The sequence below is a fragment of the Streptomyces sp. NPDC025651 genome, assembly GCF_055558735.1.
In genome coordinates, this window is sequence record NZ_JBVHLZ010000013.1 from 119,393 (window position 1) to 144,457 (window position 25,065).

Annotated in this window: 25 protein-coding genes and 2 pseudogenes; 22 read left to right on the forward strand and 5 right to left on the reverse strand. The window is 70.9% G+C overall.

The window, feature by feature from the left end; genetic code table 11:
* The first annotated feature begins 12 nt into the window (after positions 1 to 12).
* From lepB (ACZ4D5_RS36285) to ACZ4D5_RS36335, 11 genes are all read left to right on the forward strand, one after another.
* Positions 13 to 735, forward strand: coding sequence for a signal peptidase I (lepB, locus tag ACZ4D5_RS36285; protein WP_467776733.1), 723 nt, complete (start codon positions 13 to 15; stop codon positions 733 to 735).
* Positions 728 to 1,813, forward strand: coding sequence for a signal peptidase I (gene lepB, locus ACZ4D5_RS36290; protein ID WP_467776734.1), 1,086 nt, complete (start codon positions 728 to 730; stop codon positions 1,811 to 1,813). The genes lepB (ACZ4D5_RS36285) and lepB (ACZ4D5_RS36290) overlap by 8 nt, the downstream gene beginning before the upstream one ends.
* Positions 1,814 to 1,817: 4 nt before the next feature.
* The gene (gene lepB / locus ACZ4D5_RS36295) at positions 1,818 to 2,660 is read left to right on the forward strand and encodes a signal peptidase I (RefSeq protein ID WP_467776735.1); all 843 of its coding nucleotides are present in this window, start codon (positions 1,818 to 1,820) and stop codon (positions 2,658 to 2,660) included.
* A gap of 80 nt (positions 2,661 to 2,740) precedes the next feature.
* Entirely contained in the window at positions 2,741 to 3,496 is a 756-nt protein-coding gene (gene lepB, locus ACZ4D5_RS36300) for a signal peptidase I (RefSeq protein ID WP_467776736.1), read from the forward strand.
* Between the two features lie 7 nt (positions 3,497 to 3,503).
* Positions 3,504 to 4,013: an NUDIX hydrolase gene (locus ACZ4D5_RS36305; protein ID WP_467776737.1), complete on the forward strand. Its 510-nt coding sequence runs from the start codon at positions 3,504 to 3,506 to the stop codon at positions 4,011 to 4,013.
* Between the two features lie 55 nt (positions 4,014 to 4,068).
* Positions 4,069 to 4,377: a DUF2469 domain-containing protein gene (locus ACZ4D5_RS36310; RefSeq protein ID WP_005311352.1), complete on the forward strand. Its 309-nt coding sequence runs from the start codon at positions 4,069 to 4,071 to the stop codon at positions 4,375 to 4,377.
* A 76-nt stretch (positions 4,378 to 4,453) separates the two neighbouring features.
* The gene (locus tag ACZ4D5_RS36315) at positions 4,454 to 4,861 is read left to right on the forward strand and encodes a YraN family protein (RefSeq protein WP_467776738.1); all 408 of its coding nucleotides are present in this window, start codon (positions 4,454 to 4,456) and stop codon (positions 4,859 to 4,861) included.
* Positions 4,861 to 6,480, forward strand: coding sequence for a YifB family Mg chelatase-like AAA ATPase (locus ACZ4D5_RS36320; RefSeq protein WP_467776739.1), 1,620 nt, complete (start codon positions 4,861 to 4,863; stop codon positions 6,478 to 6,480). Before ACZ4D5_RS36315 ends, ACZ4D5_RS36320 begins: the two co-directional genes overlap by 1 nt.
* Entirely contained in the window at positions 6,477 to 7,637 is a 1,161-nt protein-coding gene (dprA, locus tag ACZ4D5_RS36325; protein ID WP_467776740.1) for a DNA-processing protein DprA, read from the forward strand. Before ACZ4D5_RS36320 ends, dprA begins: the two co-directional genes overlap by 4 nt.
* Positions 7,638 to 7,981: 344 nt before the next feature.
* Positions 7,982 to 8,824, forward strand: coding sequence for an RNA polymerase sigma factor WhiG (gene whiG, locus ACZ4D5_RS36330; RefSeq protein WP_362339986.1), 843 nt, complete (start codon positions 7,982 to 7,984; stop codon positions 8,822 to 8,824).
* A gap of 106 nt (positions 8,825 to 8,930) precedes the next feature.
* Entirely contained in the window at positions 8,931 to 9,488 is a 558-nt protein-coding gene (locus ACZ4D5_RS36335; RefSeq protein WP_467776741.1) for a TetR/AcrR family transcriptional regulator, read from the forward strand.
* Between the two features lie 8 nt (positions 9,489 to 9,496).
* Here ACZ4D5_RS36335 and ACZ4D5_RS36340 read toward each other — a convergent pair whose 3' ends face one another.
* Complete coding sequence (locus ACZ4D5_RS36340; RefSeq protein ID WP_467776742.1) at positions 9,497 to 10,066, reverse strand: peptidoglycan DD-metalloendopeptidase family protein; 570 nt, start codon at positions 10,064 to 10,066, stop codon at positions 9,497 to 9,499.
* A 280-nt stretch (positions 10,067 to 10,346) separates the two neighbouring features.
* Here ACZ4D5_RS36340 and rpsB point away from each other — a divergent pair, with 280 nt between their 5' ends.
* The 10 genes from rpsB (at position 10,347) to ACZ4D5_RS36390 (ending at position 21,266) form a co-directional block, all read left to right on the forward strand.
* Complete coding sequence (rpsB, locus tag ACZ4D5_RS36345; RefSeq protein ID WP_467776743.1) at positions 10,347 to 11,240, forward strand: 30S ribosomal protein S2; 894 nt, start codon at positions 10,347 to 10,349, stop codon at positions 11,238 to 11,240.
* Between the two features lie 102 nt (positions 11,241 to 11,342).
* On the forward strand, positions 11,343 to 12,179 hold the full coding sequence (gene tsf / locus ACZ4D5_RS36350; RefSeq protein WP_467776744.1) for a translation elongation factor Ts: 837 nt from the start codon (positions 11,343 to 11,345) through the stop codon (positions 12,177 to 12,179).
* Positions 12,180 to 12,366: 187 nt separating this feature from the next.
* Positions 12,367 to 13,128 carry a UMP kinase gene (gene pyrH, locus ACZ4D5_RS36355; RefSeq protein WP_467776745.1) on the forward strand — a complete coding sequence of 254 codons (762 nt, stop codon included), beginning with the start codon at positions 12,367 to 12,369 and terminating at the stop codon, positions 13,126 to 13,128.
* A gap of 156 nt (positions 13,129 to 13,284) precedes the next feature.
* Positions 13,285 to 13,842, forward strand: a complete 558-nt coding sequence (frr, locus tag ACZ4D5_RS36360) for a ribosome recycling factor (RefSeq protein ID WP_467776746.1) — start codon at positions 13,285 to 13,287, stop codon at positions 13,840 to 13,842.
* A gap of 31 nt (positions 13,843 to 13,873) precedes the next feature.
* Positions 13,874 to 14,977, forward strand: a complete 1,104-nt coding sequence (locus ACZ4D5_RS36365; protein ID WP_467776747.1) for a phosphatidate cytidylyltransferase — start codon at positions 13,874 to 13,876, stop codon at positions 14,975 to 14,977.
* A gap of 222 nt (positions 14,978 to 15,199) precedes the next feature.
* A complete protein-coding gene (gene rlmN, locus ACZ4D5_RS36370) occupies positions 15,200 to 16,306 on the forward strand; it encodes a dual-specificity RNA methyltransferase RlmN (RefSeq protein WP_362339978.1) in 1,107 nt (368 codons plus the stop codon).
* Positions 16,307 to 16,546: 240 nt separating this feature from the next.
* Complete coding sequence (locus ACZ4D5_RS36375) at positions 16,547 to 17,632, forward strand: thiamine ABC transporter substrate-binding protein (RefSeq protein ID WP_467776748.1); 1,086 nt, start codon at positions 16,547 to 16,549, stop codon at positions 17,630 to 17,632.
* A complete protein-coding gene (locus ACZ4D5_RS36380) occupies positions 17,608 to 19,314 on the forward strand; it encodes an ABC transporter permease (protein ID WP_467776749.1) in 1,707 nt (568 codons plus the stop codon). The genes ACZ4D5_RS36375 and ACZ4D5_RS36380 overlap by 25 nt, the downstream gene beginning before the upstream one ends.
* Positions 19,314 to 20,342, forward strand: coding sequence for an ABC transporter ATP-binding protein (locus ACZ4D5_RS36385; protein ID WP_467776750.1), 1,029 nt, complete (start codon positions 19,314 to 19,316; stop codon positions 20,340 to 20,342). The genes ACZ4D5_RS36380 and ACZ4D5_RS36385 overlap by 1 nt, the downstream gene beginning before the upstream one ends.
* A gap of 132 nt (positions 20,343 to 20,474) precedes the next feature.
* Positions 20,475 to 21,266: a maleylpyruvate isomerase family mycothiol-dependent enzyme gene (locus tag ACZ4D5_RS36390; RefSeq protein WP_467776751.1), complete on the forward strand. Its 792-nt coding sequence runs from the start codon at positions 20,475 to 20,477 to the stop codon at positions 21,264 to 21,266.
* Here the strand turns inward: ACZ4D5_RS36390 and ACZ4D5_RS36395 are convergent.
* Positions 21,211 to 21,417, reverse strand: a pseudogene (locus ACZ4D5_RS36395) (LuxR C-terminal-related transcriptional regulator); the annotation flags it as partial. The gene ACZ4D5_RS36390 and the pseudogene ACZ4D5_RS36395 overlap by 56 nt on opposite strands.
* An 84-nt stretch (positions 21,418 to 21,501) precedes the next feature.
* Here ACZ4D5_RS36395 and ACZ4D5_RS36400 point away from each other — a divergent pair.
* A pseudogene (locus ACZ4D5_RS36400) lies at positions 21,502 to 21,698 on the forward strand (glycosyltransferase); the annotation flags it as partial.
* Between the two features lie 36 nt (positions 21,699 to 21,734).
* Here the strand turns inward: ACZ4D5_RS36400 and ACZ4D5_RS36405 are convergent.
* The 3 genes from ACZ4D5_RS36405 to ACZ4D5_RS36415 form a co-directional block, all read right to left on the reverse strand.
* A complete protein-coding gene (locus ACZ4D5_RS36405) occupies positions 21,735 to 22,889 on the reverse strand; it encodes an LOG family protein (RefSeq protein ID WP_467776752.1) in 1,155 nt (384 codons plus the stop codon).
* A 58-nt stretch (positions 22,890 to 22,947) separates the two neighbouring features.
* On the reverse strand, positions 22,948 to 23,352 hold the full coding sequence (locus tag ACZ4D5_RS36410; RefSeq protein ID WP_467776753.1) for a VOC family protein: 405 nt from the start codon (positions 23,350 to 23,352) through the stop codon (positions 22,948 to 22,950).
* Between the two features lie 227 nt (positions 23,353 to 23,579).
* A complete protein-coding gene (locus ACZ4D5_RS36415; protein WP_467776754.1) occupies positions 23,580 to 24,755 on the reverse strand; it encodes a hypothetical protein in 1,176 nt (391 codons plus the stop codon).
* Between the last annotated feature and the right edge of the window lie 310 nt (positions 24,756 to 25,065).

The window sequence follows — 25,065 nt, forward strand, 5'->3', positions numbered from 1 at the left end:
CATCTGGCCCCGATGGACACCGAAGCACAGCACACGGAGCGCGACCGCTCCTCCCCACCCTCCGATCCCGGAGACGTCCCGAACGTCGCCGACGCATCCGAGGAGACGGAGGAACGGTCGCGCTCCGTTTTCGCGTCGGTCGTCGAGTGGCTGCCGGGCGGCAGGCTCACCCTGACGTTCCTGCTGTGCATGGCCTCCCTGCTCGTGGTCAGCACCTTCGTCGTGCAGCCCTTCCAGATCCCGAGCGGCTCCATGGAGCCCGCGTTCCGGGTCGGGGACCGGGTGCTCGTCAACAAGTTGGCGTACCGTTTCGGTTCCGAGCCGCAGCGGGGTGACGCGGTCGTCTTCGACGGCAGCGGCTACTTCGGAGATGCCGACTACATCAAGCGGGTCGTGGGCACGGGGGGAGACCGGGTGGTCTGCTGCGACAAGCGGGGGAGGATCAAGGTGAACGGCGAGCCCGTCGACGAGCCGTACCTGTTCGAGGGGGACACCCCCTCACAGGTGCCCTTCGACGTCGTCGTCCCCGAGGGCAGCCTGTTCCTCCTCGGAGATCACCGCAGCGCTTCCAGTGACTCCCGCGATCATCTGGGGCAGCCCGGCGGCGGCATGATCCCCGTCGGCGAGGTCATCGGCAGGGCCGACTGGATCGCCTGGCCGATCGGCCACTGGACCTCCCTGAAACGCCCCGACAGCTACGCGCGCGTGCCGGCACCAGGCGGCGCGCATGGGTAACCGCGGGCGGACGCGTGCCGCAGGACACCGGGCCGACACCCGGCTGCCCACAGGGTCGAGGCCGACCGACGGTCCGGCTCTGCCGGGCCGGGCCGAGCGGCGCAAGCTCGCGAAGAAGGTCAAGCGGCGCAGGCGGCGCTCGGCGATCAAGGAGATACCCCTCCTCATAGGTGTGGCGCTGCTGATAGCCCTCGTCCTGAAGACCTTCCTGGTGCAGGCCTTCGTGATTCCCTCGGGCTCCATGGAGCAGACGATCCGGATCGGGGACCGGGTCCTGGTCGACAAGCTCACCCCCTGGTTCGGGTCGAAGCCGGAGCGCGGCGACGTCGTCGTCTTCAGGGACCCCGGCAACTGGCTCGAAGAGGAACAGGGCAAGAAGAAGGACGACCCGGTGGTCGTCAAGCAGGTCAAGGAAGGCCTCACACAGATCGGTCTGCTGCCGTCCGACAACGAGCGGGACCTGATCAAGCGCGTGATCGGCGTCGGCGGCGACACCGTGAAGTGCTGTGACAAGAACGACAAGGTCACCGTCAACGGCGTACCGCTCGACGAGCCGTACATCCACCCCGGGGACAAGCCGTCCGCCTTCGAGTTCGAGGTGAAGGTCCCCGAGGGGCGCCTCTTCGTGATGGGCGACCACCGCAGTGACTCGGCGGACTCCCGTTTCCACCGCACCGAGAAGTACAGCGGCACCGTCTCCGAGGAGGAGGTGGTGGGGCGCGCGATCGTCATCGCCTGGCCCTTCGGGCACTGGCGCAAACTGGAGGAGCCGGACACGTATGCGTCGGTTCCCGACGCGCGTGCGGGATCGGACAACGCCACAGGAGCGTCGCATAGGGTGGCCACCGGCGATCGATACGGATTGATCCGGCTCCCGACCCCTGCGGAACTCCCGCTCGTTATGGGAGTGGTGGGCCTGCATCGCATCTGGGGCAGGCGGCGGCACGGACTGAGGAGTGGATGTGGGGGATTTGGCGGTCGGCGCACGATCCGGACACGAGGGGCCCGAGGAGCGGCCGGGACGATCCGACGAGCCGGGCGTCGAGTCCGTCGCGGGCGGCGAGAATCCCGGGAGTGACGCCGTGGACGGTGAGGACACACAGGGCGAGCGGGACGCCAAGCAGCCGAAGAAGCCCCGGTCCTTCTGGAAGGAGCTGCCGCTCCTCATCGGTATCGCGCTGGTCCTGGCGCTGCTGATCAAGACCTTCCTGGTGCAGGCGTTCTCGATCCCGTCGGACTCGATGCAGGACACACTGCAAAAGGGCGACCGCGTCCTCGTCGACAAGCTGACGCCGTGGTTCGGATCCGAGCCCGAGCGCGGCGAGGTCGTCGTCTTCAGGGACCCCGGTCACTGGCTCGACGGCGAGCCCACCCCCGACCCGAACGCGGTCCAGCGGGTCCTCGGCTGGATCGGCCTGATGCCGTCCGCCGACGAGAAGGACCTGATCAAGCGCGTCATCGGCGTCGGCGGCGACACCGTGGAGTGCAAGGGCACCGGGCCGGTGAAGGTCAACGGCAAGGCGCTGAACGAGCCGTACGTCTTCCCCGGCAACACCCCGTGCAGCGTCGACGACCAGGGCGGCCAGTTCAAGGTGACCGTCCCCAAGGGCAAGATCTGGGTCATGGGCGACCACCGGCAGAACTCGCTGGACTCCCGCTACCACCAGAACCAGCCCGGCGGCGGCGCCGTGCCCGTGGACAACGTCGTGGGCCGCGCCATCGTGATCGCCTGGCCGCCCACCCGCTGGGCGACGCTGCCCAAGCCCGACACCTTCGATCAGCCGGGCATCAACGCGCTCTCCAGCGCGGCGCCGGGTGCGCTCGGTCTCGCGGGCGCCGTGCCGATCGTGCTCTGGCGCCGGCGGCGGCTCACGGTCGCTGCCGCGCGGAACGCGAGGGTTTCTGGCGGCAGTACCGCCGGGTAGGGTGCCGTCCCAGATCGCCGATCTTCCGCCGCCCGTGCACACGGGCGGCGAGGTCGTCTCCGAGACGGGGGAGCACTGGGATGAGCAGGACACAACGTACGGACGAGGGCCACGGCCGGCTCGGCAGCGTGCTGTCGGGCGTCGCCGTGGCCCTCGGCTGTGTGCTCTTCCTCGGAGGGTTCGTCTGGGGCGCGGTCCTGTACCAGCCGTACACCGTCCCCACCGGGTCGATGACACCGACGATCGGTTCGGGCGACCGGGTGCTCGCGCAGCGTATCGACGGCGACGACGTGCGCCGCGGTGACGTCGTCGTCTTCAAGCAGGCGACCTGGGGCGACCTGCCGATGGTCAAGCGGGTCGTCGGCGTCGGCGGCGACAGGATCTCCTGCTGCAAGGACGGCAAGCTGACCGTCAACGGCAAGGAAGTCGCAGAACCGTATCTTCCCGAGGGCAAGGGCGCCGCGGCCACCGGCATCCCCGCCACGACGGTCCCCAAGGGCCGCCTGTTCCTGCTCGGCGACGAGCGCAGCGGGTCACTGGACTCCAGCGTGCACCTGGGCGACGGGGACCACGGTTCGGTGCCGCGGAGCGCCGTGCAGGGGCGGGTGGACGCGGTGGCCTGGCCGATGGACGAGTTCGGCATGCTGGAGAGGCCCGTCGGCTTCGCGGACATGCCGGGCGGCATCTCCGAGCCGGGGCCACTGCGCCTGGTGGTGATCGCGATCGTGGCCGGCATGGTGCTGGTCCTGGGCGGTGCCGCGTACGGGCCGCTGGCCAGGCGCATGGGCCGCGGGCGGGCAAGGAGTCGTACGAGGGAGGCGGCCGGTGTCGGCTGAGGACACGATGTCATCCGCTCCGCCGGAGCCCGGGCGGCCGCTGCGCCGGGTGGCGCGGGTGGTGCTGCTCGACCCCGACGACCGCATCCTGCTGTTGCACGGCCACGAGCCCGGTGACCGGGCCGACGACTGGTGGTTCACGCCGGGCGGCGGCCTGGAGGGCGACGAGACGCGTGAGCAGGCGGCCCTGCGCGAACTGCGCGAGGAGACGGGCATCACGGAGGTCGAGCTCGGCCCGGTCCTGTGGCGGCGGGTCTGCTCCTTCCCGTTCGACGGGCGGCGCTGGGACCAGGACGAGTGGTACTACCTGGCGCGTACGTCACAGACGGCGACCGTCGCCGAGGGCCTCACCGAGCTGGAACGGCGCAGTGTCGCCGGAGCGCGTTGGTGGACGTGCCGAGAACTGACCGAGGCTCATGAGACGGTGTATCCGACCAGGCTCGCCGAGCTGTTTCGCAGACTGCTCGACGAGGGGCCCCCGGTTCGGCCCGAGATCCTCGACACGGAAATCGTGTAGGGGCTCGCGGGGCTGACGCACAATAGGGGGACGCACGGCTGAAGGGGAACATGCCATGAGCGCCGAGGACCTCGAGAAGTACGAGACCGAGATGGAGCTGAAGCTCTACCGGGAGTACCGCGATGTCGTCGGTCTGTTCAAATATGTGATCGAGACCGAACGGCGCTTCTACCTCACCAATGACTACGAGATGCAGGTGCACTCGGTCCAGGGCGAGGTTTTCTTCGAGGTGTCCATGGCGGACGCCTGGGTGTGGGACATGTACAGGCCCGCCCGCTTCGTCAAGCAGGTGCGGGTGCTCACGTTCAAGGACGTGAACATCGAGGAGCTCAACAAGAGTGACTTGGAGCTGCCGGGCAGCTGAGTTCACTCGCCGGGGTGGCGGGGTTTTCCACAACCGGCGAGTAGTGCACCAAGATCCAACAGGTGCGGGCTGAACCGTGACTGTGGGTGCCGGAGGTGGTGCCGACATGAACGCACGGGGAGCACTCGGCAGGTACGGCGAAGATCTGGCCGCGCGGCGGCTGATCGAGTCGGGGATGACGGTCCTGGAGCGCAACTGGCGCGCGGGCCGGAGCGGTGAGATCGACATCGTGGCCCTGGACGGCGAGGCCCTTGTCGTCTGCGAGGTCAAGACGCGCAGGGCGGCCCCGGTCGGGGCGTCGCTGTTCGAGCATCCGATGGCGGCCGTGAGCCGGGTCAAGGCGGAGCGGCTGCGGCGCCTGGCGGAGCGGTGGATCGAGGCGCGCGGCGGCCCACCGCCGGGCGGTGTCCGCATCGACCTGGTCGGGGTCCTGATCCCGCGCCGCGGCGCTCCCGTGGTCGAGCATGCGCGCGGGGTGGCCTGATGGCATTCGCGCGTACGTGTTCTGTCGCCCTGGTCGGCGTCGAGGGCGTGGTCGTCGAGGTGCAGGCCGACCTGGAGACCGGCGTGGCGGCGTTCACGCTGGTGGGGCTGCCGGACAAGAGCCTGACCGAGAGCAGGGACCGGGTCAGGGCCGCCGTGGTCAACTCGGGCGCCGAGTGGCCCCAGAAGAAGCTCACGGTGGGGCTGAGCCCGGCCTCGGTGCCGAAGGGCGGCAGTGGATTCGATCTCGCTGTCGCGTGCGCGGTCCTCGGGGCGGCCGAGCGGATCGACCCGAAAGTGCTCGCCGACATCGTGATGATCGGCGAGCTGGGGCTCGACGGCCGGGTGCGGCCGGTGCGGGGAGTGCTGCCCGCGGTCCTGGCGGCGGCCGACGCGGGGTACGAACAGGTGGTCGTCCCGGAGTGCACGGCCGCGGAGGCCTCGCTGGTCCCCGGGATCTCGGTCCTCGGGGTGCGCAGTCTGCGCCAGCTCATCGCGGTCCTCACCGATGAACCGGTGCCACAGGAGGAGCCGGAAGAGGCGGGGCGGCCGGATCCGATGCTCGCCGGGCTCTGTGTGCCGGGGACCGGCGCGGGCACGGGCCTCGGCGGGATGCCGGACGACACCCACGCGCTGGACCTGGCCGATGTCGTCGGCCAGGCGTCGGCCAGGACCGCCATCGAGGTGGCCGCCGCCGGGGCGCACCACCTCTTCCTGCAGGGACCGCCGGGTGCGGGCAAGACCATGCTCGCGGAGCGGCTGCCGGCGATCCTGCCCCGGCTGACCCGGGAGGAGTCCCTGGAGGTGACGGCGGTCCACTCGGTGGCGGGCATGCTGCCTCCGGGCAGGCCGCTGGTGGACATCGCGCCGTACTGCGCGCCGCACCACTCCGCCACGATGCAGTCGCTCGTGGGCGGCGGCCACGGAATCGCGCGGCCCGGAGCGGTCTCGCTGGCCCATCGCGGGGTGCTCTTCCTCGACGAGGCGCCTGAGTTCAGCAGCAAGTCGCTGGACTCCCTGCGCCAGCCCCTGGAGTCGGGCCATGTGGTGATCGCGCGCAGTGCGGGGGTGGTGCGGCTGCCCGCGAAGTTCCTGATGGTGCTCGCGGCCAACCCCTGCCCTTGCGGTCGGCACGCGCTGCTGGGGGACGGCTGCGAATGCCCCGCGTCGGTCGTCCGCCGCTATCAGGCCCGCCTGTCCGGCCCGCTGCTCGACCGGGTGGACCTGAAGGTCGAGGTGGAGGCCGTCACCCGCTCCGAACTCGCCGGGTACGGCACGCGGGGAGAGTCCACGCAGACCGTCGCCGACCGGGTGCGCACCGCACGGGAGAGAGCGGCCGCCAGGCTGGCGGGCACCGGCTGGCGGACCAACAGCGAGGTCCCCGGACATGCGCTGCGCACGCGCTGGCCCGCCGCCCCCGGCGCCCTGGACGCGGCCGAAGTGGACCTGGAGCGGGGCTTCCTGACCGCCCGCGGCCTCGACCGGGTCCTGCGGGTGGCCTGGACCGTCGCGGACCTGGCGGGGCGCGACAGGCCCTCCGCACAGGACGTCGCGCTCGCCCTCCAGCTCCGTACGGGGATCTCGCGCGGTGTGCCGATGACCATCGGGGCGCTGACGTGACCGTGGATCCGCCGCTCGACGAGGAGCGGCTCGCCCGGGCCGCTCTGACGCGGGTCCTCGAGCCCGGGGACGCGGTCGGTGGGCGGTGGTTGCGGGAGGTCGGGGCCGTCGAGGTGCTTCGGCGGCTGAGGGCTGCCGAGGAGCGGTTGCCGGGGGTGACCGCGCGGCGGTGGGAGGGGCTGCGGGCGCGGGCCGCCCTGGTGCGACCGGAGAGTGACCTGGAGGGGGTGCGGGACGCCGGAGGGCGGTTCGTGTGCCCGGGGGAGCCGGAGTGGCCGTCGCCCCTGGACGACCTGGGTGACGCGCGGCCGGTCGGGCTCTGGGTACGGGGGCGGCCTTCCCTGCGGATATGGGCGCTGCGGTCGGTGGCCGTCGTGGGGGCGCGTGCCTGCACGGAGTACGGCGCGCACATGGCCGCCGGTCTCGCCGCGGGGCTCGCGGAGCGCGGCTGGGTCGTGATCTCCGGTGGGGCGTACGGCGTGGACGGTGCCGCGCACCGCGGGGCGCTCGGGGCGGGCGGTGCCACCGTGGCCGTGCTCGCGTGCGGGGTGGACCGGGCCTATCCGCGTGGGCATGCGGAGTTGATCGGGCGGATCGCGGAACAGGGTCTTGTGGTCGGGGAGTTGCCGCCGGGGGGTCATCCGACGCCGAGCCGGTTCATTCTGCGGAACAGGGTGATCGCCGCGTTGACCCGGGGGACGGTGGTGGTCGAGGCCGCCTACCGCAGCGGGGCGCTCGCCACGGCGCGCAGTGCCCAGGAGTTGGGGCGCTTCGCCATGGGGGTGCCGGGCCCTGCGACCAGCGGTCTGTCCGCCGGTGTGCACGAACTGCTCCGGGGCGACGGAGTCCTTGTCACCGATGCCGCGGAAGTCGTGGAACTGGTCGGCGACATGGGGGAGGTGGCCCCGGAGAGGCGGGGCCCCGTCGTGCCGCGCGATCTGCTCGCCCCCGGGGCGGCGCGCGTGCTGGCCGCGCTGCCCGCGCGGGGGCGTACGACGGCGCGGGGCATCGCGCGCGACGCGGGCACGAGTGAGGACGACGCCGTAGGGCGACTGTACGAGCTTCAGTCGTTGGGGTTCGTTGAACGACACGGCGATGGTTGGCAGTTGACACGCCAGACGATTGCGTCCCTGTTCGCCGAAGGAGGTGAATGGTGACCGAGCGTGTTCCGCCGGACGGATGACCCCCGACGACCTTGGGAAATCGTGCAGTTGATGCGCCGGCACCGTCACGCACCGCTATGGAATCGACTGCTTGGGGCACCCAGCGGAACGTGTCTGCGCACGCACGATCCCATAGCCTTCGCACACTGCGACACTTCAGTCACGCTACGCTCACAAGGATTCCGGCACGGACAGGCAATCAGGCGGACGACCTCATTCACTCCACGCACGCTCCCCACCGCACAGGCGCGGGCGACCCCGGTGACTCCACCGGCTCGCGCGACGTCACCGACCCACGCGACCTCACCAGTTCACGGCAGAACGGCTCAAGGCGACGAATGCCCCAGCACACCTCAGGGTCCGACCGGGCAGCGGTTCCCCCCGCTGCCCGTAGCGGCGAGCGGGAGCGGCCTCCCGCACCCTCGTCGCTGGACGAGTTGTGGCGCTCGTACAAGGAGACCGGGGACGGGCGTCTTCGGGAGCAGCTGATCCTGCACTACTCGCCCTTGGTGAAGTACGTGGCGGGCCGGGTGAGCGTGGGGCTTCCGCCCAACGTCGAGCAGGCCGACTTCGTCTCGTCCGGGGTGTTCGGGCTGATCGACGCGATCGAGAAGTTCGACATCGAGCGGTCGATCAAGTTCGAGACCTATGCGATCACGCGCATCCGCGGCGCGATGATCGACGAGCTGCGGGCGCTCGACTGGATCCCGCGGTCCGTGCGGCAGAAGGCGCGCAATGTCGAGCGGGCCTACGCCACGTTGGAGGCGCAGCTGCGGCGGACGCCCTCGGAGGGCGAGGTCGCCGCCGAGATGGGGATCGCGCTGGAGGAACTGCACGCGGTTTTCAGCCAGTTGTCGCTGGCGAACGTGGTGGCGCTGGAGGAGCTGCTGCACGTCGGCGGTGACGGCGGCGACCGGCTCAGCCTGATGGACACGCTCGAGGACCACGCGGCCGACAACCCCGTGGAGGTCGCGGAGGACCGGGAGCTGCGGAGGCTGCTCGCGCGGGCGATCAACACGCTGCCCGAGCGCGAGAAGACCGTCGTGACGCTCTACTACTACGAAGGGCTCACGCTCGCCGAGATCGGCAATGTGCTCGGGGTGACCGAGAGCCGGGTCAGCCAGATCCACACGAAGTCGGTGCTGCAGCTTCGGGCGAAGCTGGCCAGTTTCGGGCGCTGAGGGACGCTGAATCGTCCCTTCCCCAGGTGAGGGAGTTGGGGAGCGACTCCCGCGAGGGGCCTCCCGTCCGTAAAGTGGAGCTGTGCCAAGGATTCGAGCGGCCTCTGTGGCCGAGCACCGGTCGATGCAGCGAGGCGCCCTGCTGGACGCCGCGAGGTCCCTGCTGTCCGAAGGCGGTACGGAGGCGTTGACCTTCCCCGCCCTTGCCGAGCGCACGGGGCTTGCCCGGTCGTCCGTGTACGAGTACTTCCGGTCGCGGGCCGCCGTGGTGGAAGAGCTGTGCGAGGTCGATTTCCCCGTCTGGGCCGCGGAGGTCTCCGCGGCGATGGAGGGGGCGGACACGGCCGAGGGCAAGGTCGAGGCGTATGTGCGCAGGCAGCTGGCGCTGGTGGGGGATCGGCGGCATCGGGCCGTGGTCGCGATCTCCGCGAGTGAGTTGGACGCCGGGGCCCGGGAGAAGATCCGGGCCGCGCACGGTGGGCTCATCGCGATGATCGTCGAGGCGTTGGAAGCGTTGGGGCATGCGCAGCCTCGGATGGCGGCGATGTTGCTTCAGGGGATTGTGGACGCGGCGGTTCGGCGGATCGAGCTCGGCGTGGCCGAGGAGCCGGAGGCCATTACCGAGGCTGCGGTTTCCATGGCTCTGCGGGGTGTGCGGGGCTGAGGCCCTGTTCATCGATGCCCGGCGGCTGCGGGCTGTGCCCGCCCTTCCCCGAGCTGAGACCCCACTCGCCGTGGAAGCAGGCGGGACGGGCCGTGGTGCAGTAGCCACGGCGGCAGCAGGGTCAGTGGGTCCAGGTACGTCTTCGCTCTGAGCAGGCCCCAGTGAAGGCAGCTCTCCCCGCAGTGGCCCGTGGGCGGGGACAAGGTGCCCAGTTGTTCGCCCGCCGCGATTTTCTCGCCCCTCTTCGCCGTCGGGGTCACCGGCTCGTACGTCGTACGCAGTGGGGGATCTCCTGTGCCTGTCAGCTCCAGCGTGACCACTCCTCGGCCTGCCACCCTGCCCGCGAAAGTGATCCGGCCCGGTGCCACCGCTCGCACCGGGGTGCCTGGTGGGGCGGCCAGGTCCACGCCCCGATGGCCCGCGGCGTACGGGGTCGGTGGGGGGTCCCAGGGGCGTACGACCTGAGGGCGGGTGCCCACCGGCCAGGCCGTGGCCGGGGGCGGGGCGGGCATCGGGACAGGGACCGGGAAGGTCGCGAGCAGGGCCGCCAGCGTCGGCAGCAGGAGTTCCAGGCGCATGGCAGAACGGTCCCGTGCCGACCCGATCCGCGGGGATCATGGACCGGATCTGTGGACTACCGGGCGGTTGTGGACAGCGCCGTCACCCGGTACCTCGCGGGTCCCGTACACTTCTTGTGGCGATCCGGGTCACCGGGTCGACTTCGCACGCCCCGACACCAGGCCATGAACAGCCGGTGTCAGCGCCCCTCGGTCCCTAGTGGCAAGGCGCACAGCGGGCGTCAGGCGCGAGTGCCGTCCGGCACACGCGGCACAACCGAGAATCTCAAGGAGAACGGCCATGGCCGTCGTCACGATGCGGGAGCTGCTGGAGAGCGGCGTCCACTTCGGTCACCAGACCCGTCGTTGGAACCCGAAGATGAAGCGCTTCATCTTCACGGAGCGCAACGGCATCTACATCATCGACCTGCTCCAGTCGCTGTCGTACATCGACCGCGCCTACGAGTTCGTCAAGGAGACCGTCGCCCACGGCGGCACGGTCATGTTCGTCGGCACGAAGAAGCAGGCGCAGGAGGCCATCGCCGAGCAGGCCACCCGCGTCGGCATGCCCTACGTGAACCAGCGCTGGCTGGGCGGCATGCTCACCAACTTCTCGACCGTCTACAAGCGTCTGCAGCGCCTCAAGGAGCTCGAGCAGATCGACTTCGAGGACGTCGCCGCGTCCGGTCTGACCAAGAAGGAGCTTCTCGTGCTCTCGCGCGAGAAGGCCAAGCTGGAGAAGACCCTCGGTGGTATCCGCGAGATGCAGAAGGTGCCCAGCGCCGTCTGGATCGTGGACACCAAGAAGGAGCACATCGCTGTCGGTGAGGCCCGGAAGCTCAACATTCCGGTTGTCGCCATCCTCGACACCAACTGTGACCCCGACGAGGTCGACTACAAGATCCCGGGCAACGACGACGCGATCCGCTCCGTCACCCTGCTCACCCGCGTGATCGCCGACGCCGTCGCCGAGGGCCTCATCGCCCGTTCCGGCGTTGCCGCCGGTGACTCGAAGCCGGGCGAGAAGGCCCAGGGCGAGCCGCTCGCCGAGTGGGAGCGCGACCTCCTCGAGGGCGAGAAGAAGGCCGACGAGGCCCCCAAGGCCGACGAGGCCAAGGCCGAGGACAAGCCGGCCGAGGCCGCTGCCGAGGCGCCCGCCGCCGAGGCTCCGGCCGCGGACGCCGAGCAGGCCTGACCTTCACAGGTTCGGTAGTTGACGGCGGGGGCCCGATCGGCCCCCGCCGTTCACCCGTAGACCTTCGTAGATCTTTCAGACTTCGAGAGAGAAATTTCGATCATGGCGAACTACACCGCCGCTGACGTCAAGAAGCTCCGTGAGCTCACGGGCGCCGGCATGATGGACTGCAAGAAGGCGCTCGACGAGGCCGAGGGCAACGTCGACAAGGCCGTCGAGGCGCTCCGCATCAAGGGCCAGAAGGGCGTCGCCAAGCGCGAGGGCCGCTCCGCCGAGAACGGCGCCGTGGTCTCCCTCATCGCCGACGACAACACCTCCGGTGTCATCGTCGAGCTGAAGTGCGAGACGGACTTCGTCGCCAAGGGTGAGAAGTTCCAGGCCGTGGCGAACAACCTCGCCGCCCACGTCGCCAAGACCTCCCCGGCCGACATCGAGGCGCTGCTCGCGTCCGAGATCGAGGCCGGCAAGACCGTCCAGGCGTACGTCGACGAGGCCAACGCCAACCTCGGCGAGAAGATCGTCCTGGACCGCTTCGCGCAGTTCTCCGGCGCCTACGTCACCGCGTACATGCACCGCACGATGCCCGACCTGCCCCCGCAGATCGGTGTCCTCGTCGAGCTGGACAAGGCCGACGCCGACCTCGCCAAGGGTGTCGCGCAGCACATCGCCGCCTTCGCGCCGAAGTACCTCTCCAAGGAGGACGTGCCGGCCGAGGTCGTCGAGTCCGAGCGCCGCGTCGCCGAGGAGACCACCCGCGCCGAGGGCAAGCCCGAGGCCGCCCTGCCGAAGATCGTCGAGGGTCGCGTCAACGGCTTCTTCAAGGAGGCCACCCTCCTCGGCCAGCCGTACGCGCTGGACAACAAGAAGTCGGTCGAGAAGGTCCTCGCCGAGGCCGGTGTCACCCTGAAGCGCTTCTCGCGCATCAAGGTCGGCATCTGAGTCCGTACCGCGATCGACGGTAGACCCCGCTAGGGTCGAAGTGCGGTCGCCCGCGCACGGCACCTCGTGCGCGACGTACGACCGCAGGATCTGACGAGGAGGCCATTGCCGAGCATGGGATGCGAACGACACCCCACCGGCAGTGGCCTTCTTCGTATGTGTGTCAAGTAAGAGAAGCGAGAACCACATGACCACCAAGGCCGACTCGAAGAGTGACGACGGCAAAGTTGCCGGACGCTTCCTGCTGAAGCTCTCCGGCGAGGCGTTCGCCGGTGGGGGCGGCCTCGGGGTCGACCCCGACGTGGTGCACGCCATCGCCCGCGAGATCGCGGCTGTCGTCCGCGACGGCGCCCAGATCGCCGTCGTCATCGGCGGCGGAAACTTCTTCCGCGGTGCCGAGCTCCAGCAGCGCGGCATGGACCGGGCCCGCTCCGACTACATGGGCATGCTCGGCACGGTCATGAACTGCCTCGCGCTGCAGGACTTCCTGGAGAAGGAAGGCATCGACTGCCGCGTCCAGACCGCCATCACCATGGGGCAGGTCGCGGAGCCGTACATCCCGCTGCGCGCCGTGCGCCACCTGGAGAAGGGCCGCGTGGTCATCTTCGGCGCCGGTATGGGCATGCCGTACTTCTCCACCGACACCACCGCCGCGCAGCGGGCCCTGGAGATCGACGCCGAGGCGCTGCTCATGGGCAAGAACGGCGTGGACGGCGTCTACGACTCCGACCCGAAGACCAACCCCGACGCGGTGAAGTTCGACTCCCTCGGCTACGGCGAGGTCATCACCCGCGACCTCAAGGTCGCCGACATGACCGCGATCACGCTGTGCCGGGACAACAAGCTGCCCATCCTGGTCTTCGAGCTGCTCTCCGAGGGCAATATCGCCCGGGCCGTCAAGGGTGAGAAGATCGGCACTCTCGTGGGCGACCAGGGAAACCGGGCCTGATCCCAGGGACCTGGGCCAGTCTCAAGGGACGGACGCGAGACGTCACTTGAGAGGGATGGACAAAGCCCTGCCGGTCGGACACCGTGCAGGAAAGAGACGCGACGCAGCCGGCCGCCCCGTGCTAGCCGGGCCACTCAAGACACGCAGGAGCAAGTGGTGATCGAAGAGACCCTCCTCGAGGCCGAGGAGAAGATGGAGAAGGCCGTCGTGGTCGCCAAGGAGGACTTCGCCGCGATCCGCACCGGCCGTGCGCACCCGGCGATGTTCAACAAGATCGTGGCTGACTACTACGGCGCGCTGACGCCGATCAACCAGCTGGCCTCGTTCTCGGTGCCCGAGCCGCGGATGGCCGTGGTGACCCCGTTCGACAAGAGCGCGCTGCGCAACATCGAGCAGGCGATCCGCGACTCCGACCTCGGCGTCAACCCGAGCAACGACGGCAACATCATCCGGGTGACCTTCCCCGAGCTCACCGAGGAGCGCCGCCGGGACTACATCAAGGTCGCCAAGGCCAAGGCCGAGGACTCCAAGATCTCGATCCGTTCCGTCCGCCGCAAGGCCAAGGAAGCCATCGACAAGGCGATCAAGGACGGCGACATCGGCGAGGACGAGGGCCGTCGCGCCGAGAAGGAGCTCGACGACACCACCGCGAAGTACGTCGCCCAGGTGGACGAGCTGCTCAAGCACAAGGAAGCCGAGCTGCTCGAAGTCTGACGCTCAGTTCGAGGAATCAGGAAACCGATCCGTGAACGACTCTTCCTGGGGGGCGCCGCCCAGAGCCGGGTATTGGGGGCCGCCCGACCAGGGGCCTGGTCAGGGGGCGCCCTCGTCAGGTCCCGCGTACGATGCGCAGGACGCGCTGTTTCCGTCTGAGACGCAGCCCATGCCCATCGTGCCCGACGTACCCGTGACCGGCGGAGACCAGGACGACGACCGGGGGGCCACTCGGATGGGCGGCCCCCTGTTCCGTGACGAGCCTCCGCAGGAGCCCATGCCCAGCGCACCACAGCCCGCCCCGGCAGCACCGCAGAAGAAGAGCGCGGGGCGCGACCTCGGGGCGGCCATAGGAGTCGGGGTGGGACTCGGCGCGGTGATCATCGCGTCGCTGTTCATCGTGAAGGCCGTCTTCATCGGCGTCATAGCGGTCGCCGTCGTGGTCGGTCTCTGGGAGCTCACCTCCCGGCTCGAGGAACGCAAGGGCATCAAGGCGCCGCTGGTCCCGCTCGCGGTGGGCGGCGCGGCGATGGTCGTCGCCGGGTACGTCCGAGGGGCCGAGGGTGCCTGGGTCGCCATGGCCCTCACGGCGCTCGCGGTGCTCGTCTGGCGCATGACCGAGCCTCCCGAGGGCTATCTCAAGGACGTCACGGCCGGGGTCTTCGCGGCCTTTTACGTGCCGTTCCTCGCGACGTTCGTGGCGCTGATGCTCACCGCGGACGACGGTCCGCAGCGGGTGCTCACCTTCCTGCTCCTGACCGTGGTCAGCGACACGGGCGCGTACGCGATCGGCTGGCGCTTCGGCAAGCACAAGCTGGCGCCGCGCATCAGCCCCGGCAAGACCCGCGAGGGCCTGGTCGGCGCGGTCACCTTCGCGATGGCCGCGGGTGCGCTGTGCATGCAGTTCCTGATCGACGACGGGACGTGGTGGCAGGGCCTGCTGCTGGGTCTCGCGGTCGCGGCGAGCGCCACGCTCGGTGACCTGGGCGAGTCGATGATCAAGCGGGACCTCGGCATCAAGGACATGGGCACGCTGCTGCCGGGGCACGGCGGCATCATGGACCGCCTCGACTCCCTGCTGCCGACGGCGCCGGTGGTGTGGCTGCTGCTGGTGGTCTTCGTCGGGTCCGGCTGAGCCGATCCCTTCCGCGGATCGTTGTACGAGCCCCCTTCCCGCACCGGAAGGGGGCTCGTTGTCGTGGGGTCCCGGACATGGGGCGGGCGAAGCGGGAGAAGGACGGCACCTACCGCCGAGGACCGAAGGCTGAGGGCTGAGGACGCCGGGTCGGAGCGCCCCCGGCCGCCTGAACTGCGGCCGCGAGAGGCACGCGCGTCCATCTGCGACACTGGTAGTGCCATGCCTAAGCCCGGAGAACTCACTTTCGTCGCGCCCCGCGGAGCCAAGAAGCCCCCGCGGCACCTCGCCGACCTCACGCCCGCAGAGCGCAAGGAAGCGGTCGCCGCCATCGGCGAGAAGCCGTTCCGCGCCAAGCAGCTCTCGCAGCACTACTTCGCGCGGTACGCGCACGACCCGGCCGAGTGGACCGACATCCCCGCCGGTGCGCGCGAGAAGCTCCGTGAGGCGCTGCTGCCCGACCTGATGTCCGTGGTGCGGCACATCAGCTGTGACGACGACACCACCCGCAAGACCCTCTGGCGGCTCTTCGACGGGACGCTGGTGGAGTCGGTGCTCATGCGCTACCCGGACCGGGTCACCATGTGCATCAGCTCCCAGGCGGGCTGTGGCATGAACTGTCCGTTCTGTGCCACGGGGCAGGCCGGACTCGACCGGAACCTGTCGACCGGCGAGATCGTGCACCAGATCGTGGACGGCATGCGGGCGCTCAGGGACGGCGAGATCCCCGGCGGTCCCGCGCGGCTCTCGAACATCGTCTTCATGGGGATGGGCGAGCCGCTCGCCAACTACAAGCGCGTCGTCGGCGCCATCCGCGCGCTGACCGACCCGGAGCCGGACGGCCTCGGCCTTTCGCAGCGCGGCATCACGGTGTCGACGGTGGGGCTCGTGCCCGCCATCCACCGGTTCGCCGACGAGGGCTTCAAGTGCCGCCTCGCCATCTCGCTGCACGCGCCGGACGACGAGCTGCGCGACACCCTCGTCCCGGTCAACACGCGCTGGAAGGTGCGCGAGGTGCTGGACGCCGGATGGGAGTACGCCGCCAAGTCGGGGCGTCGCCTCTCCATCGAGTACGCGCTGATCAGGGACATCAACGACCAGGCCTGGCGCGGTGACCGGCTCGGGCGGCTGCTCAAGGGCAAGCCGGTGCACGTCAACCTCATCCCGCTGAACCCGACGCCGGGCTCGAAGTGGACGGCCTCGCGGCCCGAGGACGAGAAGGCGTTCGTGGAGGCCATCGCCGCCCATGGTGTGCCGGTCACCATTCGGGACACCCGGGGTCAGGAGATCGACGGAGCGTGCGGTCAGCTGGCCGCGAGCGAGCGGTAGCCGAGAGGTACGCTGGCGGGCGTACGTCCTCGTACACACATCTGCATATTCCGACAGGGGAGCGCCACAGCGCTGAGAGTGCGGCACCTTGGACAGGTGGGCCGCAGACCCTCTGAACCTCGCCCGGGTCATTCCGGGTAGGAAGTTCGGTCATCACTCAAGCTGTTGCGCCCTGCCCGCGGGCCCTTTCGGCCGGCGGGCAGGGCCGCGTCTTCTCCTGGTCACCCAGGAGGAAGTTCAGTGAGCACCACCAAGAAGGTCACGTTCACCGCGGTCGCGGTGGGCATCGGTCTTGTCGCCGTCTCCGCGTGCGGCAGCTCCGGCGGCGGGTCGGGGAGCACCGACTCGAAGAGCGTCACGCTCGTCAGCCACGACTCCTTCAACGTCTCCAAGGACGTCCTGAAGGACTTCGAGAAGCGGTCCGGCTACAAGGTCAAGGTCCTCAAGGACGGCGACGCGGGCGCCGCGGTCAACAAGGCGGTCCTCTCCAAGGACAACCCGCAGGGTGACGTCTTCTTCGGCGTCGACAACACCCTGCTCTCGCGGGCGCTCGACAACGGGCTCTTCCAGTCGTACGAGGCCAAGGGCTCGGACAGGATCAAGCCGGAGTTCCGGGTCGACCAGGACAAGCACCGGGTCACGCCCGTCGACAGCGGTGACATCTGCGTCAACTACGACAAGAAGTACTTCGCCGAGAAGAAGCTGGCCCCGCCGAAGTCCTTCGATGACCTGGTCGAGCCGCAGTACAGGAACCTGCTCGTCACCGAGAACGCCTCGACCTCGTCGCCCGGGCTCGGCTTCCTGCTCGGCACCGCCGCCAAGTACGGCGACGACGGCTGGCAGGGCTACTGGAAGAAGCTCAAGGACAACGGCGTCAAGGTCGTCGACGGCTGGGAGCAGGCCTACAACGAGGAGTTCTCCGGGTCCTCCGGCGGCAAGAAGGCCAAGGGCGACCGGCCGCTCGTCGTCTCCTACGCCTCCTCGCCGCCCGTCGAGGTCCTCTACGCCAAGCCGCAGCCCAAGGAGGCGCCGACCGGCGTCGCCACCGGCACCTGCTTCCGCCAGGTCGAGTACGCGGGCCTGCTCAGCAACGCCAGGAACGCCAAGGGCGGCAAGGCGCTCCTGGACTTCCTCGCGGGCAAGGAGTTCCAGGAGGACATGCCGCTGACCATGTTCGTGAACCCGGTGCGCGAGGGCACGAAGCTGCCCGAGCTGTTCACGAAGCACGGTGTGACGGTGGACGAGCCCCAGACCCTGGACCCGAAGAAGATCGCCGACAACCGCGAGCCGTGGATCAAGTCGTGGACCTCGCTCGTACTGAAGTAACCGAAGCGAAGGGGCGCTCCACGAAGGGGCGTGCGCGCGGGAGCGCGGCGCGGCTCGGTCTGATGGCCGTGCCCGTCGCGTTCTTCGCCCTGTTCTTCGCCTACCCGGTGACGGCGATCGTCGCGCGCGGCCTGCGCGTCGACGGTGTCTGGCAGTTCGGGCGGATCACGGACGTGCTCGGGCAGTCCGACATCGGGCACGTCCTGTGGTTCACCACCTGGCAGGCGCTGGCATCGACCGCGCTCACGCTGCTGATCGCGCTCCCCGGCGCGTATGTCTTCGCGCGCTTCGACTTCCCGGGCAAGCAGGTGCTCCGGGCCGTCGTCACCGTGCCGTTCGTGCTGCCGACGGTCGTCGTCGGGACCGCCTTCCTCGCGCTGCTCGGGCGGGGCGGGCTGCTCGACGAGGCGTGGGGCGTGCGCCTGGACACCACGGTGTGGGCGATTCTGCTGGCGCACGTCTTCTTCAACTACGCGGTCGTCGTACGGACCGTCGGCGGTCTCTGGTCGCAGCTCGACCCGCGGCAGGAGGAGGCCGCGCGGATGCTCGGTGCCTCGCGCTGGAGAGCATGGCGGACGGTGACGCTGCCCGCCCTCGGTCCTGCGGTGGCCGCCGCCGCGCTCATGGTCTTCCTCTTCACCTTCACCTCCTTCGGCGTCGTGCAGATCCTCGGCGGGCCCGCGTACTCGACGCTCGAAGTGGAGATCTACCGGCAGACCGCACAGCTGCTCGACCTGCCGACGGCCGCCGTCCTGACCATCGTGCAGTTCGTCGCGGTCGGGCTGATCCTGGCGATCCACGCCTGGACGGTGCGCCGGCGCGAGAGCGCGCTGAAGCTGGTCGACGCCTCCGGCGTGGCGCGGCGGCCGCGCGGTGCGGGGCAGTGGACGCTGCTCGGCCTGGTCGTCGCCACCGTCGCCGTGCTGATCCTGCTGCCGCTCGGCGTGCTGATCCAGCGGTCCTTCGACGGCGCCGCCGGGTCCGGTGGCTTCGGATTCGCGTACTACAAGGAGCTGACCTCGGCGGACGGCGGCGCCTTCCTCGTGCCGCCGATCGAGGCCGTCTGGAACTCGCTGCGGTACGCGGTCGTGGCCACGGCCATCGCGGTCGTGATCGGTGGGCTTGCGGCCGCCGCCCTGACGCGCAGGGCCGGCCGTCTCGTACGCGGCTTCGACGCGCTGCTCATGCTGCCGCTCGGGGTCTCCGCGGTGACCGTGGGCTTCGGGTTCCTGATCACGCTGGACAAGCCGCCGCTGGACCTGCGGGCCTCCTGGATCCTGGTGCCGCTCGCCCAGGCGCTGGTCGGCGTGCCCTTCGTCGTACGCACCATGCTGCCCGTCCTGCGCGCGGTGGACGGACGGCTCCGCGAGGCGGCGGCCGTGCTCGGGGCCTCGCCGCCGCGGGCGTGGCGGGAGGTCGATCTGCCGATGGTGCGGCGGGCGCTGCTCATCGCCGCGGGGTTCGCCTTCGCCGTGTCGCTCGGCGAGTTCGGGGCGACCGTCTTCATCGCGCGGCCCGACAACCCGACGCTTCCGGTCGCCGTCGCGCGGCTGCTCGGGCGGGCCGGTGACCTCAACTACGGGCAGGCGATGGCCCTTTCGACGATTCTCATGGTGGTGTGCGCGGTGTCCCTGCTGCTCCTGGAACGCATCCGGACCGACCGGACCACGGGGGAGTTCTGATGACGGACGCACTGCTGAGCCTGCGCGATGCGACGGTGCGGTTCGGGGGGCGGGCCGTGCTCGACGCCGTCGACCTCGACGTCGCCGAGCACGAGATCGTCTGTGTGCTCGGGCCGAGCGGCAGCGGCAAGTCGACGCTGCTGCGCGTGGTGGCCGGGCTGCAGGGCCTGGACGCGGGGCAGGTGCTGCTCGGCGGGCGCGATCAGCGTGGGGTGCCCGCGCACAAGCGGGGAGTCGGTCTGATGTTCCAGGACCACCAGCTCTTTCCGCAGCGCGACGTGGCGGGCAACGTGGCCTTCGGGCTTCGCATGCACGGGGCGTCGCGGGGCGAACAGGCCGACCGGGTCGCCGAGTTGCTCGAGCTCGTCGGGCTGCCGAAGGCGCAGCGGCGGGCGGTGGCCTCGCTGTCCGGCGGCGAGCAGCAGCGGGTGGCGCTCGCGCGGGCGCTGGCTCCGCGACCGCGCCTGCTGATGCTCGACGAGCCGCTCGGGCAGCTCGACCGCTCGCTGCGGGAGCGGCTCGTCGTCGAACTGCGGGAACTCTTCGACGAGTTGGGTACGACCGTGCTCGCCGTCACGCACGACCAGGGCGAGGCCTTCGCGCTCGCCGACCGGGTCGTGGTCATGCGGGACGGGCGGATCGCCCAGTCCGGCACGCCGTTGGAGGTCTGGCAGCGCCCGGCGGACGAGTTCGTCGCGCGGTTCCTCGGCTTCGACAACGTCGTGGCGGCGACGGTGGCCGGTGACGTCGCGGACACGGCGTGGGGCAAGGTGCCCGTGCCGGAGGGCTCCCCTGCCGGGCGGCGCAAGGTCCTGGTGCGCCCGGCCGGCGTGCGGCTCGTCCCCGCCGACGAGGGGCTGGCGTGCGCGGTGACGGCGCGTACCTTCCGCGGCACTCATGTCGCCGTGCACCTGCAGCCGGAGGAGGGGCCGCGCCTGGAGGCGGCGTGCGCGCTGCGCGAGGCGCCGGAGGTCGGGGAGACCGTGGGGGTCGGGTTCGACGCCGAGGACGTGGTGGTTCTCGGGTGACGTGCCTCTGGCGGAGGGCCTTGTCCGGGTGGCGCGCCTCCGGCGCGGGCCCTGTCCGAGCGGCGTGCCGGGGTGGCGTGCCCCGGTGAAAACGCGGGTGCCCTCGGGCGGCGGTCGCTCTAGGGTTCGGGCATGATGTCACTGAGCCATGATCGCTACTGCGACGAAGTCACCGCGCAGATCGACCTCTTGAGGGCCACGCTGGCCGGAGCCGACCTCTCCGTCACCGTGCCGACCTGCCCGGACTGGACGCTCTCGCAGCTCGTGCGGCACATGGGGGGTGCGGTGCGGTGGATCGAGCGGCTGGTGGCGACGCGTGCCGAGCGGGACATTCCGGAGGAGGACATTCCGGAGGCCGCCGGGCCCGAGGGCGACGATCCGGCCGCGCTCGACGCCTGGCTGGCACGGACCGCCCTGCTCGCCGAGCGGACGTTCCGCACGGCGGGCGCCGACGCGAAGGTGTGGTCGTGGTCCGACGACCAGAGCGCCGGGTTCTGGGCGCGGCGGGTCACGCACGAGCTGGCGATCCACCGCGCGGACGCGGCCGTCGCCGCCGGCGTCGGCTACGAGGTCGCGCCGGACGTCGCCGCCGACGCGATCGACGAGTGGCTGGACATCGTGGCGTTCGTGCAGCGCACCCAGCCGGACGACAACGCCCGTGAGCTCAGGGGCGCGGGGCGCAGCATCCATCTGCACGCGACCGACGCCGCGCCAGGACTGAACGCCGAGTGGCTCATCGAGTTCGGCGAGGACGGCTTCACCTGGCGGCGGGGGCACGCCAAGGCCACGGTGGCGCTGCGCGGGCCGCTGACGGATGTGCTGCTCGCCTTCTACCGGCGGTCCCCGCTGGACGGCGGGCGCGTGGAGGTCATGGGGGAGCGGGAGTTGCTGGACTTCTGGCTGGAGAGGGCGTCGTTCGGGTGAGGCGGAGCCGTGCCCGCTCGCGCGGTCCCATCGTGGTGAAGAGCCGGTTGAGGTGCGTCTTCGCGGTGTGGCCGGTGGTCGTGAGGCGGTCGGCGATCTCCGCGTTCGACAGGCCCCGCGCGATGAGGACGGGCACCTCGGCCTCGGTGGCCTGACGTCGCTCCGTCGCGATCAACTGGGCCTCGGCGAGGGTGCGTTCGTGGCGTGTCTCCTCGCGGGAGCGCACGTCGGGGTGGCGGTCGTGGCGGGCCTTCCGGTGGTGGCGGGTGGCTCGGGAGGCGCGCCGGACGCGGTACGGGACGGCGAGACCGGCCACGTTGTCGACGGCCACTCCCCGGCCGCCGTCGCCGACCGTCTCGTACGCCTCCTTCGGGACCGTGAACTCGCCCGGGGATGGGCGAGAAGGGCCGCGCGTGGGTGCGCGAGGAGTGGGACCGGGGGCGGTGTCCGGGGCGGTGGTGTCTGCGCTCAGTCCGTGGGTGTGCCCGCACCGAGGTTCCGCAAGGCCTCCGGGGCCTCTTCCACCCTGTCCACCAGCGCGATCCGCGACTCCATCGGCCTGTCGCGGGCCAGGGCCTTGAGCAGGGGCCAGACCGGGAGGTGGTCCGTCCAGTGGGCGCGGTCGACCAGGACCATCGGGGTGGGTTCGCCGCGGGACTCGTAGTAGTTGGGGGTGGCGTTGTCGAAGACCTCCTGGACCGTGCCCGCCGCGCCCGGCAGGAAGACGACGCCCGCGTTCGAGCGGGCCAGGAGGCCGTCCTCGCGGGTGGCGTTGGCGAAGTACTTGGCCAGGTGCGAGGCGAAGGCGTTCGGCGGCTCGTGGCCGTAGAACCAGGTGGGGATGCCCACCGAGGGCCCGCCGGAGGGCCAGCGCTCGCGGACCGCGAAGGCCGCCCTCGCCCACTCGGTGATCGACGGCGTGAACGACGGGGCCTTGGCGAGGAGTTCGAGGGCCTCGTCCAGCGTCTCGTCGGCGAGGACGGCGGTGTACGCGCCGAGGTTCGCCGCCTCCATCGCGCCGGGCCCGCCGCCCGTCGCGACGGTGAAGCCCGCGCGGGCCAGCGCGCGGCCGAGCCGCGCCGCTCCCGCGTACGCGTCCGTGCCGCGGGCCATCGCGTGGCCGCCCATGACGCCCACCACCCGCGCCCCGGCGAGCAGTTCGTCGAGCGCGTCCGAGATGGAGTCGTCGTGGATGGCGCGCAGCATCGAGGAGAGGACGTCGCCGTCGGCCTTGGTCCGCTGGAACCATGCGTACGCGTGGGCGTCCGGTGTCGCCTCGTACCCGCCGTCGGCGAGCCCCGCGAACAGGTCGTCCGGGGTGTACAGCAGACCGCGGTAGGGGTTGAACGGCAGGCCGGGGACCGGCGGGAAGACCAGCGCCCCCGAGGCCCGTACCCTGGCCGCCGCCTCCTCGTCCATCGGGCAGCCGAGGAAGACGGCGTCCGCCACGTCGGCCGCGATCAGCGCGGCGGTGCGTCCCGTCAGGTCGACGGCCTGGACGCGGCACCCCGCGAGGGCGCCGCGTCCCGAGACCTCGTCGAACTCGGCGAGGGTCTCGATCTCACGGTCCTCGCCGGGGAGTTGCGGGGCGGATGCGCGTTCAGTCGGCTCAGTCGGCTGCATCCGCCCATGCTATGCAGCGGTGTCGAGGGAAGGCGGGCTCGGCCCTGCGTCTTGGAGCTCAGCCCTGTACCTCGGACTCGTCCATCCACATGATCTCCCAGGTGTGGCCGTCCAGGTCGTCGTAGGAACGGCCGTACATGGTGCCGTAGTCCTGGACCTTGCCCGCCGTGCCGCCCGCGGCGACGGCCTTGTCGACCAGCTCGTCGACCTTCTCGCGGCTCTCGGCGCTCAGACAGAGCAGGGCCTCGCTGGTCTTCGTGGAGTCCGCGATCTCCTTCTGCGTGAAGTCCGCGTACCGCTGCTTGCTCAGCATCATCGCGATGATGGTGTCGCTGATGACGACGCACGCGCAGTCGTCGGTCGAGAACTGCGGGTTGATCGTGTAGCCGACCTCCGTGAAGAACTTCTTCGACGCGGCGACGTCGTTCACGGCCAGGTTCACGAAGATCATCTGCTGGTACATGAGTTCTCTCCCGGTGAGTTCGTGCGTCTTGTGAGTGCGCGTGCAGTGCGTGTGCAGTGCGTGTGCAGTGCGTGTGCAGTGCGTGTGCTTTACGAGAGGGTAGACACGCGTTCGACGCGGAACTCATCGCTCGTCGCGAACTTTTTCCCACGAGTTTTTTCCACGGGGTTTCGCGCGGGGTCCGGGCGGGGTTCGCGCGGGGGCCCCGCAGGGTCCCCGCGGCTTCCTCAACGCCCCAGCGGCAGCGCGGCCAGCTCCGCGACGATCCAGGTCAGCGGCCCGAACACGGCGGCGAGCGCGCCCGCGCGGAGTGCCGCTGAGCCGCGCAGCATCGTCGCGGGCGCCCCGAGGCGCAGCAGCGCGGCCGTCGTGTGCGAGCGGGACTGACGGGCCTCTACGGAGGCCGTGGCCAGGGTCAGCACGGCGCAGCCCGCGACGAGCAGCGCGCCGAGCGTGGTGAGTGGGCCGACGTCGGGGCGCGGTCCCGCGTACAGCACGACCGAGGCGAACGCGCCCGACGCCACCGCGCACAGCACGCCGAGCGGCCGGCCGATGCGGCGGGCCTCCTCCTGCAGGACGCGCCCGGCGAGCAGCCGCAGGGCGCCGGGCCGCACCGCCTGCAGGATCCGGCCGCAGAGGTAGGTGAGGCCGGGGCCCGCGAGCACGAGGCCGAGCGCGGTCAGCGCCCATCCCGCGAGGACGCCCGCCGGGCTGCCGTCGGCGCCGCCCGGCATGGGGAAGCCGCCGCGCGTCGTTCCTCCGGAGCTGCTCGCGTACGTCTCCACGGCGAGGCCCGCGGCGAGCAGCGCGACGCCCCAGGGCAGTCCGCTGGGCGGTGGCGCGGGGGCGTCGGGTTCACCGGCGGGGGCGGCGCCGGACCGCGCGCCGGAGGCCCTGGTGGGCCGCGGCCGCAGCACGACGGCGCTCGCGACCGACGCGGTGATCGGGACGAGGGCGAGCAGGGTCAGCGCGGCGGCGAGCGGCAACGGCCGGTCGGCGGCGAGCAGTTCGGGCTCGGCCCCGTCGAAGGGCAGGCCCGACAGGTCGCCGCGCAGATGCAGGAAGAAGAGCAGCGCGAGCAGCGAGCCGAGGGTGCAGGCCACGGCCGTGGAGATCGCGGCGAGGACCATCAGGCGGCCGGGGCCGAGGCCCACGGCGGAGAGCCCCGCGCGCGGACGCGTCGCCGGGTCGGTACGGGCCACGGCGACGGCGAAGTAGACGGTGGCGGCCATCGGGGCGACACACCACGCCAGGCGCAGCACGGCCCCGCCGCCGGGGTGCTCCATCGCGTACGCCAGGGTGCACAGCAGCAGGAACCCGGTGCCGGCGGACGCGGCGGCGACGAGCAGCCGTCGCAGCTGGACGAGCGGGTGGGCCCCGCGGGCTAGACGGAGAGCGAGCACGCGGCCCGGCCTTCCGCGGAGGGCACCCCGAGCACACGAGCGACCCGCGCCCCGATCCCGGCGGCCCGGCGGGCACCGGAGGCGTCCGTTGCTTGTGCTCGCGCTTGTGCTTGCGCGGGCTCGGCGGCTGCGACCCCGGCAGTCAGTCCGGCGTTGGCGGGCCCGGCGGGCTGTCCGGCACCGGCTGTTGCGACCCCGGTCGTCTCGGTGAGTGCGGTGGCTCCGGCCGATTCGGTGAGTGGGGCTCCGGTGGAGCGGCGGGTGCCTGAGGCGGTTGGTGTGGTCGGCGCGGTGTGCCTTCCCGTGGCAC